This is a genomic window from Limnothrix sp. PR1529, assembly GCF_002742025.1.
GTDB lineage: Bacteria > Cyanobacteriota > Cyanobacteriia > CACIAM-69d > CACIAM-69d > CACIAM-69d.
In genome coordinates this window covers 1-15,220 of the sequence record NZ_LIRO01000015.1, presented here as the reverse complement: position 1 = coordinate 15,220, position 15,220 = coordinate 1, and the positions used below count along the sequence as shown (strand labels likewise).

The window sequence follows — 15,220 nt, the reverse complement described above, 5'->3', positions numbered from 1 at the left end:
ACTGACGCATCGCCTTCTCATTCGCCTCATCTCCCTTCCCAGTCGTCCGAATCGCGGGCTGGGGCTAATGTTGGTCTCGGGTCTGAGTCTTCACCCCCTGCGGAGTCTGCGGCCGCCAAGCCGGCCCCGGCCAATGCGGTGGTTACTCGCGACATGACGATCGATGACCTCGCTCCGGTCTTTCACTTGGGCGAACAGCTTTTTCAAAATGAGTTGTATCCCACGCTTTACCGCACTTGGGATGAGTGGGAGGTCACTGGCCTCTACAACACGGATCCGGAATATTGCCTGATTGCGGAAGTGGAAGGCGAGTTTGCGGGATTTGTGTTGGGTACGGTGATTGAAAAACAGGTGACCTACGGCTACATCAATTGGCTCGGGGTTGATCACCGATTCCAGCGCCGGGGCGTGGCCGACTCCTTGGTCGATCGATTCGTGGAGCGCACGATCCACCAAGGGGCCCGCAGCCTATTTATTGATACGGATCCCGCCAATGAACCGGCAGTGAAGTTCTTTACCCGCAAGGGCTTTGACAATGTGCGCCGCCACGTTTACATGTCGCTCGATTTGGGACAGCATCCCTACTTTGGCCGACTGATTGACTACGAGCAAGATCAGGTGGAACGGGCCGCTCGTAAGCACCGTCGCCGGGCCAAGGGATAGGTTATGCAGTTGATCCCCTGATCCCCAAGCCTGCCCTCTGGCGATCGTGGGGTGCGATCGCGGACTCCAATCGTGGGGCGCGATCGTGGACTTTGATCGCAGACTGAACCGGTGAGAAGCAAGGGCCGTCAGCCCCTAATTTGCCCATGAAATTTTTGCCCCTGCGCACCAAAATCGTCCTTGCTGTGGTGGCTAGTGGCTGGCTGGGGGCGGCGGTGGTCGGTCACTTGACCCTGGAGATGATGCGGGCTTCCTTTTCGCCGGCCACCGTGCAGGGCCACCAAGAAAAGTATCGATCGCACGTACTGGCCTATTACCAATCGGCTGGATCTTGGGACGCAGCCAAACAGCGGGAAGACCTAGGCCACTTCATCCAGCGCCGTCGGGCAGCACTGGCCCACAATCGCGCCGCTGACCTGCCTAAGGATCCCCGCCCGATCGATTGTCCTGTTGAAAGCTGGCTTCAGCGCCTCAAAGCTTGGCTAGGCCCTTTGGTGATGTTTGGGCGACCCTCTCCGCCTCCCGTGACCCATGGGGGATTAGGGGCATCATCGTGCAATTCGGAAGCCGCTTTGCCACCGGATTTCCCGGAGTTGCCAGAAGATCCAGCAACGATGCCTGGCCTGTTCCCACCTCCCAAGCCAGGACAAACCAGAACCGACCAGCGAGCCTGGCCCCCCAGCCGCCCGCTGTTTTCCGTGGTGGACTCAGCAGGCAACTATATCCTGCCGCCTGAGCGGGCCGCGCGGGGTGATCGCGTCCCATTTTTCGACTTGCAACGTTGGTGGTCTCAAGTATGGTCACAGCGCATTTCTGAGCTGCAATTAGATGAGCAAATTATTGGTTTCATTGTATTTGAAAATGATTCAGAGGTAGATGACAGCTTCCTAGCCTATGAACAAAGTGTGCGAGTTAGTTTTTTGTTGGCTTTTTTGGTCACAGCGCTTCCCATTGGGATGATGGGTTATTTTTGGGGAAATACGATCGCGCAGCCTTTGGAGCAATTAACAGAAGCTGTTCGTTTGATGAAGCAAGGTAATTTAGACCGCGCGATCGAGGTTAAGGCGAATGGTGAAATTGGTCAACTGGCGACTGAGTTTGTGGCCATGCGACACCAACGCCAACTGGCAGAACAAAAATTAGCCCGCCAAAAGCAACAGGCCGAAGCAGCCAAGCACCAAGCGGAACTAGCTAATCAGGCTAAGAGTGAATTCTTGTCGAATATGAGCCATGAGTTGCGAACGCCGCTGAATGCTGTCATTGGATTTTCGCAACTGATGAAGCGCGATATTGGCTTAACTGAGGAGCAAAAAACTAACCTGGCCGTGATTCAGATGAGCGGCGAGCATTTATTGAGACTCATTGATAACTTCCTGTCGATGGCCAAGATTGAAGCGGGCAAGGCGGAACTCGTTACACAGTCGATCGAGGTGCGATCGCTCTTTAAAGAAGTCATGGCCATGTTCGAATTGGCCGCCCATCAAAAGGGATTACGCCTCAATTTTGACCTGGATTCCGCCTTGCCTGCCTATGTGGTGATGGATGATGGAAAATTGCGCCAAGTGTTGGTCAATCTCTTAGGCAATGCTATTAAGTTCACACCGGAAGGGGGCATTTCTGTGCAAGTGCGATATGCACCGCCCGATCGCCTGATGGTGGAGGTGATTGATTCCGGGGTGGGCATTGAACCGGCTGAGTTGCCCAAGTTATTCCAGTCTTTTGAGCAAACCGCATCGGGGCGATCGAGCCGCGCAGGAACCGGATTGGGATTAGCCCTCAGTCGCTCTTTTATACAACTCATGGGGGGTGAAGTTACGGTCAAAAGCCAGCCCAATCAGGGCACTGCTTTTCATTTTTGGATCAGTGCGCCCATTGGAGAACCAAATAGCGCCAATCCCGATCCCAGACAAATTATTGGGCTAGCGCCCGATTCCCCAATTCCTCGGATTTTGATTGCTGACGATCGCCCGGAAAATTGCACCCTTTTGAGTCAATTGCTCAAGCGTGTGGGGTTTGCTGTGCGGGAAGTTCATGACGGCTATCAGGCGATTGAGGAGTGGTCTAAATGGCAGCCCCACCTAATTTGGATGGATTTACGGATGCCGCAACTTGATGGCATTTCGGCCATGAGACAAATTAAGAAACTAGCCCGCTCAAAACAGCAGTTTGTGGCTATTCTGGCCCTGACGGCCAGTGCTTTTCAGGAAGATGAACAACAGATTTTAGCAACCGGTTTTGATGGATTTGTGCGCAAACCCTTCCGAGAGCAAACGATTTTGGATGCGATCGCCCATCATCTCCAGGTTCGCTATCTGTATGCCAACTTATCCACCGGTTTGGAAAGCGAGATCAGCAGCAGCTTCAGCGGTCGATCGCCCGTGGCCAGCCCTGAACTCACTGATCGCGTGAGTCAAAAACTACGAAATTTGCCAGAATCTTGGCGCAAGCAAATGCTGAAAGCCGCCCAAGAAGCGGACTTTTTTGAACTGGAATATTTAATTCATGAGCTGCCCCCGGAAGAGGCGTTAATCATTGCTCAACTGAATCGTATTTTGCATGATTATGACTATGATCAATTACAGTCATTGTTGAGTATCAATCGGTCATGAAACCGTTACAAAATCGCCATGAGACTGTCACGAAATTTGATTGACAGCTAATTGATATTTGATTGATATTTTTAATTAGTACTTAGTGAATTTTTTTAAGTATTGTGCTCCTTCGCTTCATTGGCAATTAGGATAAATTCACGAATTTCATGATTCGAGTTTCACAATTCGTGAATTAAATTTGCAAATTTTCAGAAACTCGAAACCACAATCTTCAGGATGCAGAGCCGATGAACTATTCAATGATCGATCGTGTCCCCCCAGCAGACGGCCAGCACGAAGCCATCCATGAACTGGAACAACCGCCCTGCGCAATCCCGACAGTGCAAGGCAACATCCTGTTGGTGGATGATAATTTGGTGAACTTGCGAGTCTTGAGCCAGTTGCTGGTGCGGGAGGGTCACAAGGTGCGGCCGGTCAACAGCGGAGAACAGGCGCTGAAGGCGATCGCGGCCCATCGCCCAGACTTGATCTTGTTAGATATTCGGATGCCAAACCTAGATGGTTATGAAGTTTGTCAACGCTTGAAGGCTGATCGTCGATCGCAGTCTATCCCGATCATTTTTATCAGCGCGGCCAACGCTGTTCACGACAAGGTTAAGGGGTTTGAGGTGGGCGGTGTGGACTATATCGCCAAGCCCTTTCAAGAGTTGGAAGTGTTGGCAAGGGTCAACACCCATTTACAGATTTATCGACTGCAACAGGCCTTGAATCAAAAGATCTTGGATTTGGAAAAGGCGAACGCCAAGATCACGGAATTGAGCATTCGAGATGAGCTGACGGGACTGTTTAATCGCCGTCACTTTAATGGGCAAATGAGCCAATTATTTGAGCAAGCTCAGCGCTATCGTTCTCCCTTGAGTGTTGCGATCGGGGATGTGGATTTCTTTAAGCGAATCAACGATCGGTTTTCGCACGCGGTGGGCGATCGGGTCTTGAAAGGGGTGGCGCAAATTCTGCAAAAGAATCTGCGATCGAGCGATCTTTGTGCTCGCTATGGAGGCGAAGAATTTGTGATTGCACTGCCGGGCATCGGCTCAGCGGATGCGGTGGCGGCTTGCAACAAAGTTCGCCAGGCGATCGAACAAGCGCCTTGGCCCAAAATTCACCCAGAACTCAGCGTCACCCTCAGCATTGGTGTTTCTGACCATTTAGCCCTGGGAGATTATGAGGCGATGATTGCAGAGGCCGATCGCTATCTCTATGCCGCCAAACATGGGGGACGGAATCGGGTTTGCGCCGCTTCTTAATGTTTCGTTGAGGCCAAGGCGGTAGGATGATCGTTTTGGATTGCAGCCCCGTTTTTTCGATCGCGCGCGATCGCCCCCTGGGCTGAAGGATGCTGGGCTTGAATCATCCTCGGTCAACGCTGGGGCAGCGCGATCGACCCTTGGACGCAAATTCCGGGGCTGCTGGTTGTGTCGCACTCTTTTGTTGAAAGGCAAGTAACCTATGGGCCCCGTCAGTCAGTTCATCAAACACCACTACCGCCACTTCAACGCAGCGGCCTTGGTGGATGCCGCTGAAGCATTTAAGGTGCATGTGGAAGCCGGAAATCCGATGTTGCTGGCCATGGCCGGAGCCATGAGCACGGCAGAATTGGGCCTGTCGCTGGCGGAAATGATTCGCCAAGGCAAAATCAACGCGATTTCTTGCACGGGGGCCAACCTGGAAGAAGACATCTTTAACCTGGTGGCCCACGATTACTATGTGCGGATTCCGAACTATCGGGACTTGACCCCAGAAGATGAACAAAAACTGCTGGACAAGCATCTGAACCGGGTCACCGATACCTGCATTCCGGAAGAAGAAGCCATTCGCCGCATGGAAAAGGCCGTGCTGGATGTGTGGAAGGCGGCCGATGCGACTGGGCAACGGAAGTTCCCCCACGAATTCTTCTACGAAGTGCTGCTGAATGGCTCCTTGAAGGAGTATTACCAAATCGATCCCAAGAATTCCTGGATGTTGGCGGCGGCTGAACGGAATTTGCCGATCTTTGTGCCCGGCTGGGAAGATTCGACCCTGGGGAACATTTTTGCGGCTCGCTGCATTGAGGGCGACATCAAAAATGTCCACACGGTGCGCACGGGCATTGAATACATGATGGCCCTGGCGGACTACTACACGAAGGTTTCGATCGAGAGCGGCCAGTCGATCGGGTTCTTCCAAATTGCGGGCGGCATTGCGGGCGACTTCCCCATTTGCGTTGTGCCCATGTTGCAGCAAGACCTGCTGCGCGAAACGCCGCTGTGGGGCTATTTCTGCCAAATCAGCGATTCCACCACCAGCTATGGTTCCTATTCGGGAGCCGTGCCCAACGAGAAAATCACCTGGGGCAAGCTGTCGATCGACACGCCCCGGTTTGTGATTGAAAGTGACGCAACAATCGTGGCTCCGTTGGTGTTTGCCTACGTGTTGGGCTGGTAACGAAGCGGCGATCGGTTACCCAATCGATCGCTCAGGTCACTTTCAGATCAATCTCCGGCCAGTCTCAGATTGCTGATTGCTGATTGCTAAATGTCAATTGCTTATCAATCGATGTAGCTCATTAGTAGCTCATTCGATGTAGCCCATTGTTGCTAGATCTAGCCCTGCTCTGCTGTCTGGGGATGGCTGCCATCTCCCAAGGACAGCGGGGCGGGCCAACCATGCCCAATCGAAGGTATTAAAACTCCAAAATTGCCCACCGCCAATCGATCGGGCGATCGACGGTAGGATGATTGGGATTTAGCGGCAACCTTGGGCCCCAGCGGCTCTGCATTGCCCTGTACCTGGACTTCACCCCCATCCTTGACCATGCCCGACATTGTTGACATTGCCATTAATGCCGGTTCCTTTGAAACCCTCGTAACCGCCGTCAAGGTGGCTGGATTGGTCGAAGCCCTGAAAAGTCCAGGCCCCTTCACCGTATTTGCGCCCAACGACCAGGCCTTTGCTCAGCTACCACCCGGCACGGTGCAAACCCTGGTGCAAAACCCCCCACAACTGGCTCGCATCCTGAAATATCACGTGGTGGCTGGTAAATACACCCAAGCGGATTTGGCCCAGATGACCCAACTGGAATCGCTCGAAGGTGCTCCGATTCCGGTGCGGGTTGGCAAAAACTTCGAGGTGAAAAATGCCACGGTGGTAGCGGCCGACATCGAAGCGGCCAATGGCGTGATCCATGTGCTCGATCGGGTAATTCTGATGGGTTAATGGGTTAGGGGGCCAGTGGGTTAATCAATGGCAAAAACAATGGCAAAAACGCGGTTTTCCGATTTCAGAATCGGCCGGAAAGGGGCTGCCCTGCTCCCCAAAATTCAGTTGAGTCTGAGTTGAGTCTGCCAAGTTGAATCCATCAAGTTGAGTCAAATTCGATCCAACTTTTCGATCCCGCTCGAGGAAGTCCAACTCAAGCTTGCGATTGTTTGCGACTCTTTACATTTCTTCAAAATTCCCAATAGGGGACTGCTTTCGCCAAGCTTCCCCTAAGCTCGCTTTGTGAATCGTGCTCCGCAAGGGGCGTTCCGCGCTCAGCGTAGGATTTAGCGCGATCGCTCTGGTTCCTGTTTCGCGCCCGCCCGCCGGTAAGATCAGTCAGCTCACCGTGAACTGAGTGTTGATCGGTACACAGCTGGTTTGGGGGAATGCCATACACTGAGAGACAGTTTGTTAACTGTCTAGACGGACTCGACTTCCAGGGGCATCTATTGACTGAACGGGAATTCGCTTCCGTCCTCGCCTGGTGTTGAGTTTGCGGTTCGCAGGGCACAGCTATGGTCATGATCAATCCAGACCATGGCCCAACCGAAGCCGCGATCGGAACATGGTTCACTACTTTTTCCCGAGTATCGTTTTCAATAGAGTCTCAGGGGTAGGGAACAGCAGCCGCGAGGACAGATAACATCCAGCCCTTGTAGGTCGCTACTGCTTTTGCTTGTATCAGTCTCATAAGGGGTAGTTCTTATGGTGCCCAATCGCATGCTCTCCCGATTCTTTGTTTCCTCGGTTTTGACGGCCGGGGCGATCGCCCTTTCAAGTTTCACCGCTTCGGCAGGAATGCCTTTGGTTAACGGTCAAGCTGGCTCAGAAGGGCCCGCCGTTAGCTTTAATTCGCTCCCGAGCCAAGAAGCTGGGTTCGCTCCCCGGGGTAACCGCACCCTTCGCCACACGGTCAGTGGAGGCCGGCGCGGTGCTTGTGGTTCCTCGGCCTTGGCCCTCATGCCCTTAGTTCCAGGCCAACAGGGTGCGCTGACGGCCAGTGCTCATCCTTCGCTGTGGGTCTATGTGCCCGCTGGGATGGGCAGCACGGCTCGTTTCCGGTTGACGGACGCAACGGAAGCCGACTTGGATGAGCAAACCATCGCTCTTCCCCAGGAAGGCGGCTTGGTGCAGGTGAAGCTGCGGGATAAGGGCCAAGGCCTGACCGCTGGCAAGGCCTATCAATGGTACGTTTCGGTCACTTGCGAAACGGCCAACGGCGAAGAACCGCGCAACACCTTCGCTAGCGGCTGGATTCAACGGGTGGAAGCCAGCTCTGCGGTGGCGGAAGCAACGGCAGTTCCCGATCGGCTGACGGCGGCGGCGGCCTATGCTCGTGCGGGCATTTGGTACGACGCGGTGAGCAGCGTGATTGAAGCCGATCGCTCGGGCGATCGAGCAGCCGCTTGGCAAGCGCTGGCCACTTCGGCGGGTTTGGATCGATCGCTGATGGCCATTAACCTGCCCAGCAACTAGACCAGCAACCGGCCCCGTAACTCGTCAGATTGCCGGGTGGCAATCCTCAAGACAGTGCGTAGGCTATGATGCCTGTCGAGTCAGAATCAGGATGGAGTGTAAGCTCAATCCTGATTTTGGTTTTTAGGGCTTGTTTCTTGGAGTTGGTTGATGAACTACCTAATTGCTGTCTTTGCCGATCGCATGGGCGTGGAAGCGGCTTACACGGCCCTGGAAGCGGCAGGCTTTGACCTCAAGCAAATGGCCATTTTGGGCAAGGGCTACAAAACCGCCGATGAATTTGGATTCATTGACCCCAGCCAGCAGGCTCGTCGCCAAATTAAGATGATGGCTTTTTGGACAATTCCCTTTGGCTTTTTGGCCGGCGTGGGATTCAGCTTGGCGACGGGGTTGCAAACCTTCACGGAATGGGCTGGCCCGGTGGGCAACCATTTGGTAGGTGGTCTGTTGGGGGCGATCGGGGGAGCCATGGGCAGCGTGACCGTTGGAGGCGGCCTGGGCCTGACGGGAGGTAACGGCGATGTGCTGGCCTATCGCAATCGACTTGATCAAGATCAATACCTGTTGGTGATCAAAAATCTTGATCCGATGCAAACCCGCCAAGCAAATGATTTAATTCGGCTGCAAAACCCGGAAACCGTACAGGGCTATACCGATTCTGGGGCCGTTTAAACGCACAATCCATCCGGGATTTCATGCACCATGTTGGCTTCTTGGGGGGAAACTGCCCACCCCCAGACCCAAACAGGATTCAGGTTTCCCGTCCCTCATCAAGAACCCACCCGCTGGCGAGCTGGCGGGATGAGGATGGGTTTCTAAAGCCCCGCCTTCCTATAATCTAGGGAGCATGACCAACCTTACCGAGCCAGCCGATCGCTCTATGAGTTCGACCATCCATTCGCTCGATCGAGAAGTTGCCGCAGCCTCGGCATCAGACTTGTTTTTGCGGCATCGTCTCAAGGTGATGGAAGACCTGTGGCGGCAGGTGTTGCAACAGGAGTGCGGTCAGGAATTGGTATCCCTGCTAGATCGACTGTTGGATCTCTGCGCGCCGGACGGCCAAGCCGCTGATTTTTGCGAAGCTGATGTTTTGAAGCTGGTTGAAAACCTAGACCTTAATTCGGCAATTCGGGCTGCGCGTGCCTTTGCCCTTTATTTTCAACTGATTAATATCGTTGAGCAACATTACGAACAACGCGATCAACAACGGCAATACGAAACTGCCAGTAGTCAACCCATTTTGACGAAGCTTTTTAGCAACCATAGCCCCTTTGACAATCCTGAATCGAAGGGTGGAATTGAAGCAAAGGTGCTGGAGCGGAGCATTCCCAAACCGGATCAGATTCCGGATAATTGCGGTACGTTCTATTGGCTATTTCCCTATTTGCAGCAACTGAATGTGCCGCCTCGGCAAATTCAAAAGTTGATTGATCAATTGGATATTCAGTTGGTCTTTACGGCTCACCCAACGGAAATTGTGCGCCACACGATTCGCGATAAACAGCGGCGGTTGGTGAAGATTTTGCGGGAGCTGGATTTGGTGGAAGAAGATTTGCGCGATCGGGGGCTGAGCACCTCGATCGAGGCCCAAACCCTGCGCCAAAAACTCACGGAAGAAATTCGCCTTTGGTGGCGCACCGATGAATTACACCAATTCAAACCGACGGTGTTGGATGAGGTGGACTATGCCTTGCACTATTTTGAAGAAGTGCTGTTTGAGGTGATTCCCCAGCTCTATCACCGGTTTGATCGGGCGTTGAAATCGTCATTTCCGGGCCTGACTCCGCCCCGTTTCGATTTTTGTCGGTTTGGATCTTGGGTAGGTTCCGATCGCGATGGCAACCCTTCCGTCACGCCAGAAGTGACCTGGAAAACCGCCTGCTATCAGCGCAACTTGGTGCTGAAAAAATATCTGCAATCGGTGAAAAGTCTCAGCAGTTTGTTGAGCCTTTCTTTGCACTGGAGCGATGTGCTGCCGGAGCTGCTGGAATCTTTGGAGCAGGAGCAGGCTCGACTGCCGGATATTTACGAAAAATATGCGGTGCGTTTCCGCCAAGAACCCTATCGCCTGAAGCTGGCTTACATTGAACAGCGGCTGATTAACACCCTGGCGCGATCGAACCGGCTCTATGAAGGAGATGAATTGCACTCGGATATGTTGGAAAACAATCCGGTCAGCATCTATCGATCGGGCACGGAATTTTTGGCGGAATTGAATCTCATTCGGCGCAGTTTGCAACAAACGGGCTTAGTTTGCTCGGATTTGGAAGATCTGATCTGTCGGGTGGAAATCTTTGGGTTTAGTTTGGCCCATTTGGATATTCGCCAAGAAAGTGGCCGTCACTCGGCCGCGATCGATGAAATTACGGAATATCTGCAACTGTTGCCCAAGCCTTATCGGGAAATGGACGAGGCGGAACGAACGGCCTGGCTGGTGCAGGAATTAAGCACCCGTCGTCCTTTGATTCCGGCGGAGTTGCCCTTTTCCGACAAAACCCGCGAGGCGATCGAAACCCTGCGGGTGGTGCGACAGCTACAGCACGAGTTTGGCCCCGGAGTCTGTCAAACCTACATCATCAGCATGAGCCACAACGCCAGCGATCTGCTGGAAGTGCTGCTGCTGGCCAAGGAAGCGGGCCTCTATGACCCCGCCACCGGGTCAGGAACCCTGCGTGTTGTGCCGCTGTTTGAGACGGTGGAAGACTTGAAATGTGCGCCGTCGGTGATGGAGGGGCTGTTCTCCATGCGGCTTTACCGAGCCTTGTTGGCGGGTGGCTACGATCGCCTCGATGCCGTTTTGGAAGCGGCCACCGAAGGGCAAACGGGTGCAGAATTTGCCAAAATGCGCCCCCACACTCCCACCAGCAATCAGCAAGAGGTGATGCTCGGTTATTCGGACAGTAACAAGGATTCGGGTTTCCTCAGCAGTAATTGGGAAATTCACAAGGCCCAAAAGGCGCTGCAAGGGGTGGCCGATCGCTTTGGGGTGGCCCTCAAGATTTTCCACGGGCGCGGTGGATCCGTGGGACGCGGCGGCGGCCCGGCCTACGAAGCCATCTTGGCCCAACCGGGCCGCAGCATCCAAGGCCGCATCAAAATCACGGAGCAGGGGGAAGTGCTGGCTTCCAAATATTCCTTGCCCGAGTTGGCGCTCTATAACCTGGAGAAGGTGGCTGCCGCCACGATTCAATCGAGCCTGTTGGGCACGGGGTTTGATGACATCGAGGCTTGGAATGAGATTGTGGAGTCCCTGTCGGCGCGATCGCGGGAACATTACCGATCGCTGATTTACGAACAACCGGATTTCATTGACTTTTTCCATGAGGTCACCCCGATCGAGGAAATCAGTCAATTGCAAATCTCTTCGCGACCGGCCCGCCGGGGTGGCAAGAAGGATCTCAGCAGCCTGCGGGCCATTCCTTGGGTGTTTAGCTGGACCCAAAGCCGCTTCCTGTTGCCCGCCTGGTATGGGGTGGGCACGGCCCTGCAAGACTTTGTGGATCAGGAACCGGAAGAACACCTGAAGCTGCTGCAATATTTCTACTTCAAGTGGCCGTTCTTCAAAATGGCGATCTCGAAGGTGGAAATGACCCTGGCGAAGGTGGATCTGCAAATTGCCCGCCACTACACCAATGAGTTGACGCAGCCGGCCAACCGAGACCGGTTTGAGGCTCTGTTTGAGCAAATTGCCCATGAGTACATGACGACTCGGGATCTGGTGCTGAAAATTACGGGCCACGATCGCCTGTTGGATGGAGACCCGGCGTTGCAGCGCTCGGTGCAGTTGCGTAACGGCACGATCGTGCCCTTGGGCTTCCTGCAAGCGTCGTTGCTCAAGCGGTTACGCCAACACAAGCAACAGTCAGCGACTGGCATGGCGCGATCGCGCTATAGCCGCAGCGAGCTGTTGCGCGGGGCCCTGCTGACCATTAACGGAATTGCGGCCGGAATGCGGAACACCGGCTGATCGCGGTGGCTCATTGGGGCGCTGATCCCGATGCGCCTTGGCTCAATGGGGTCTGAATGGAAGGGCGATCGACCGACGGGGCGATCGCCCTTCTGGTGTCTGAAGGTGGGCTGGAGCCTGGGCTAGGCCACAAGCGATCGAGAAACTAGATACAATCCTTCATAAATCTTGAACACCACCGCGATCGCATCCTATGGCTGCCAACGTTGAAATTTATCTCTGGACAACTTGCCCCTTTTGCATTCGGGCCAAGCGATTGCTCGACCACAAAGGGGTGAAATATACGGAATATGTTCTAGACGGCGATGAGCCAGGGCGGGCCAAGATGGCGGAACGGGCCAATGGTCGGCGATCAGTTCCCCAAATTTTTATCAATAACCACCATGTGGGCGGCTGTGATGATATCCACGCCCTGGAGCAGGAAGGCAAGCTAGATGAGTTGCTGGCTGCTTCTTAGGTTGGCCGACAATCAGATCTAGCTCCACCGGTTATCACTTGGCGCTAGGGGCCTTGGCTTTGGTGTTCAGGGCCCTTTGCAATAGCTCGGGGATTTTGGAGGGGCGATCGGCAACTCTCACCTTGGCGGCCTTGAGCGCGGCGACCTTGGTGGCAACATCGGTTTTGCCCCGTTTGCCCAACTCCGTGCGCGAGGCCACGATCTGGTTGGCATGGCCGATCGAGCGGTTCACGGGGGCAAAGTGTCCGGCAATGTAGGCAATCACGGGCTTATCGATCGTTTCGGCAATGTAACGCGCGGCCCGCAGTTCCCCATCGCCGCTGACTTCGCCCAGCAGCACAATGGCCTCGGTGCGATCGTCCTCATCCAGCATTTGCAGCCACTGTAGCAACGACGATCCCACCACGCGATCGGCCCCAATGCAAGCGGCGATCGATTGGCCAAACCCAGCCCGCGTCAGTTGCAGCGCCACCTCGTAGGCCAGGGTGCTGCATCGGCTGACAATCCCGATCGACCCCGGTTGATAGCATTCGGCCGGGTGCATTCCCAACAACACCTGTCCCGGCACAATAATTCCCGGGCAATTGGGGCCGAGCACCAACGTATCGGTGGCCTCTGCCCGCCGCACCAGGCGCACCATATCCAACGGCGGCACACCGGCCGACACCATCACCACCTGGCGAATGCCGGCCGCGATCGCCTCCAAGGCTGCATCCACCGCCGCATAGGCTGGCGAAAAAACAATCACCACATCGATCGGCCCCACCGTGGCGATCGCCTCTTCTACCAAATCAAAAACGGGAATTTCATTGATCGATCGGCCCCCTTCGCCGGGGCTGACACCCGCCAGCACCTGTGTGCCGTAGTCCCGCATCAGCGGCACATGGTCGATCGCCAGCGGTTCGGCAATCCCACAAATCAAAACCTTGGTGTTGGGTGTCAGTCTCATCCACAAAGCTCCCTGACGCTCCTGCCGATTCGTTGATTCAATCCCACAAGACTGGCACAAAAATAGCGAGATGCTAAAACCAGATGCTAACCGGGAGCGGCCTTGGCGGCTCCCCGGCGACTGGTTCCATTATTGGCTGATTCCTCCAAATCATCGGTTAAATCTGCCTCTAAGTCTTCTGAATCGTCCTCGGCTTCCAAGAGTCGTTGCTTGCGATCGGCGCGATCGATCTCGGGCAATCGCAACAACACCCCGACTGCGTACCAGTAATAAACCGCCACTGGATCCACATCCAACGGGTAGTAATAGGTTTGATAACTGATAAACAGCACAAACACCCAATAGCTGGCTCCGATGCCGCGCAGATTTTTTTCCTTGACCGATCGATAGGCCTTAAACGTGGTGATGGTGATCACCGTGACGAAGGCCAAAAATGCCGCAATGCCCGGAAAACCCACCTCCCACATCACCTTGGGAAACCAGGTTTCAATCAAGGTTGTGCGACCAAAAACCCGCGCTGAATTGGTGGCTCGGCCTAAGCCCGCCCCAAAGGGATTATTTTGGGCTTTTTTAAGCACAAATCCAAACTGTTCCCCAATGAATTCATCGGCCGGAGAAGCAGCCCAACGGCTGGTGAAACTATCGATCCGCTCTTGCAACACATCAGGGAATAAAACCGCTGCACCACCCAACAGCAACACCAAACCAAGGGCGATCGGCAAAAAGCGTTTTAAGTTGGTGACTTGCCCCGTCAAAACCAACAGAATGACGGTCACCACTGGCACGAGCGCCAAGGCAATTCGCTGACCTGAAATCACCGCATTCATGAAGATGCCACCCATGGCTCCCAAGCCAATCAGCCGCCACAGGGGGGATGGGTCATTAAAAGCCGTCGTATAGGTAAAAAAGGCATTGGAAATTAAGAACCAAGCCCACTGCCAAGGAGCCACAAAGGTTCCCGGTAGTCGCACCATATTTTGCGATGGACTCCAAACCAAAGAACCGCCTACAAAGCAACGAGCGTCGATCGAGGCCTTGAACAATCCCGATCCTTCCAAGTGGTCAGTGCCCGCACAGCGCCCCGTCAGCAGAAAGTAATATTGCACATAGGCTAATGTGCAACAAATAATAGCCAAAACCGATGTGATTCGCGTAGCAAACAGCAGTTCTTTTTTACTGCGAATGAGGTGATAGGTGCAGAAGATAATGGGAATATAGCCCATGAAAACCTTGAAGCCCAAAATTCCCAAAGCAAGCGGCGATTTGTCATCAGGAAAGGGCTTTTTAAGCTGCTGCATTCCATTCACGGATAGCAGCGTCATCACGGAGCAAGTTAACAAAATCAGGAGTGTGGGTTTCAGGGCGTCGGAGGCCCAGAAAGGAATTCGCATCTGCCGACACGATCGCCAAATGCCAATCAAAGCTGGCAAATAAATGCCGTCTTTGGCCAATTGCAACACCACGCTGCCACCCAAGGCATAGGTGACCGTGCCGCTGAGGGGCAAATACATTAAAAAGCCCCAAAAAGCCTGACGCGGATATTTCAAAGACAGGGACAAAACCGGAATGGCCGCGCCGGCCACTACGCCCATTTTGGGATCAACGGCAACGGCAGCGATCGCCCCTAAAATCACACCCACAATGAGGGACGGCGTGAGGGATTGAATAAAGGCTTGGCGAGCTTTGGCTTGTTCCCGTTGGCGCTTTTTTAGCTCCTTGGGATCAACTTTGACCTTGGCATTTTTTCGCTTCTGATTGCGTTTTTTCTTGGTTTTGGTGTTGCGTTTTTTGGCTTTTGTGGGGCGGGCTTTGGCTTTGCGAGCGACGGCCATAGACGGGGGTGGGGAGAGTGAGGG

12 protein-coding genes are annotated in these 15,220 nt (G+C 54.1%); 9 read left to right on the top strand and 3 right to left on the bottom strand.

Translation table 11 applies throughout. The annotated features are described in order from the left end of the window. Nucleotides 1-153 precede the first annotated feature (153 nt). The 4 genes from AMR42_RS03330 to AMR42_RS03315 all read left to right on the top strand — a co-directional run bounded on the left by AMR42_RS03330 (nucleotide 154) and on the right by AMR42_RS03315 (nucleotide 5,699). Nucleotides 154-663: a GNAT family N-acetyltransferase gene (locus AMR42_RS03330; RefSeq protein ID WP_099532059.1), complete on the top strand. Its 510-nt coding sequence runs from the start codon at nucleotides 154-156 to the stop codon at nucleotides 661-663. A gap of 146 nt (nucleotides 664-809) precedes the next feature. Beyond that, nucleotides 810-3,272: an ATP-binding protein gene (locus AMR42_RS03325; protein ID WP_099532058.1), complete on the top strand. Its 2,463-nt coding sequence runs from the start codon at nucleotides 810-812 to the stop codon at nucleotides 3,270-3,272. 230 nt (nucleotides 3,273-3,502) lie between these two features. Next, complete coding sequence (locus tag AMR42_RS03320) at nucleotides 3,503-4,522, top strand: diguanylate cyclase (protein WP_099532057.1); 1,020 nt, start codon at nucleotides 3,503-3,505, stop codon at nucleotides 4,520-4,522. A 202-nt stretch (nucleotides 4,523-4,724) separates the two neighbouring features. Continuing rightward, complete coding sequence (locus AMR42_RS03315; protein ID WP_099532056.1) at nucleotides 4,725-5,699, top strand: deoxyhypusine synthase family protein; 975 nt, start codon at nucleotides 4,725-4,727, stop codon at nucleotides 5,697-5,699. A gap of 158 nt (nucleotides 5,700-5,857) precedes the next feature. Here AMR42_RS03315 and AMR42_RS03310 read toward each other — a convergent pair whose 3' ends face one another. Further along, complete coding sequence (locus AMR42_RS03310) at nucleotides 5,858-6,088, bottom strand: hypothetical protein (RefSeq protein ID WP_143472913.1); 231 nt, start codon at nucleotides 6,086-6,088, stop codon at nucleotides 5,858-5,860. Here AMR42_RS03310 and AMR42_RS03305 point away from each other — a divergent pair. The 5 genes from AMR42_RS03305 (at nucleotide 6,069) to grxC (ending at nucleotide 12,415) form a co-directional block, all read left to right on the top strand. Continuing rightward, nucleotides 6,069-6,470 (top strand): fasciclin domain-containing protein, encoded by a 402-nt coding sequence (locus AMR42_RS03305; RefSeq protein WP_099532054.1) that lies wholly within the window; start codon nucleotides 6,069-6,071, stop codon nucleotides 6,468-6,470. The two genes, AMR42_RS03310 and AMR42_RS03305, sit on opposite strands and share 20 nt — an antisense overlap. Before the next feature lie 750 nt (nucleotides 6,471-7,220). Further along, on the top strand, nucleotides 7,221-7,991 hold the full coding sequence (locus AMR42_RS03300) for a DUF928 domain-containing protein (protein ID WP_099532053.1): 771 nt from the start codon (nucleotides 7,221-7,223) through the stop codon (nucleotides 7,989-7,991). A gap of 150 nt (nucleotides 7,992-8,141) precedes the next feature. Next, nucleotides 8,142-8,663, top strand: a complete 522-nt coding sequence (locus AMR42_RS03295) for a hypothetical protein (RefSeq protein WP_099532052.1) — start codon at nucleotides 8,142-8,144, stop codon at nucleotides 8,661-8,663. A 208-nt stretch (nucleotides 8,664-8,871) separates the two neighbouring features. Then, a complete protein-coding gene (gene ppc, locus AMR42_RS03290; protein WP_099532051.1) occupies nucleotides 8,872-11,958 on the top strand; it encodes a phosphoenolpyruvate carboxylase in 3,087 nt (1,028 codons plus the stop codon). Between the two features lie 193 nt (nucleotides 11,959-12,151). Beyond that, nucleotides 12,152-12,415 carry a glutaredoxin 3 gene (grxC, locus tag AMR42_RS03285; protein WP_099532050.1) on the top strand — a complete coding sequence of 88 codons (264 nt, stop codon included), beginning with the start codon at nucleotides 12,152-12,154 and terminating at the stop codon, nucleotides 12,413-12,415. Nucleotides 12,416-12,449: 34 nt separating this feature from the next. On the opposite strand, the gene AMR42_RS03280 is transcribed toward grxC, so the two are convergent. Both AMR42_RS03280 and hpsL read right to left on the bottom strand, forming a co-directional pair. Further along, nucleotides 12,450-13,364 carry a CoA-binding protein gene (locus AMR42_RS03280; protein ID WP_099532049.1) on the bottom strand — a complete coding sequence of 305 codons (915 nt, stop codon included), beginning with the start codon at nucleotides 13,362-13,364 and terminating at the stop codon, nucleotides 12,450-12,452. A gap of 86 nt (nucleotides 13,365-13,450) precedes the next feature. After that, nucleotides 13,451-15,196, bottom strand: coding sequence for a hormogonium polysaccharide biosynthesis protein HpsL (gene hpsL, locus AMR42_RS03275; protein ID WP_099532048.1), 1,746 nt, complete (start codon nucleotides 15,194-15,196; stop codon nucleotides 13,451-13,453). Nucleotides 15,197-15,220 lie beyond the last annotated feature (24 nt).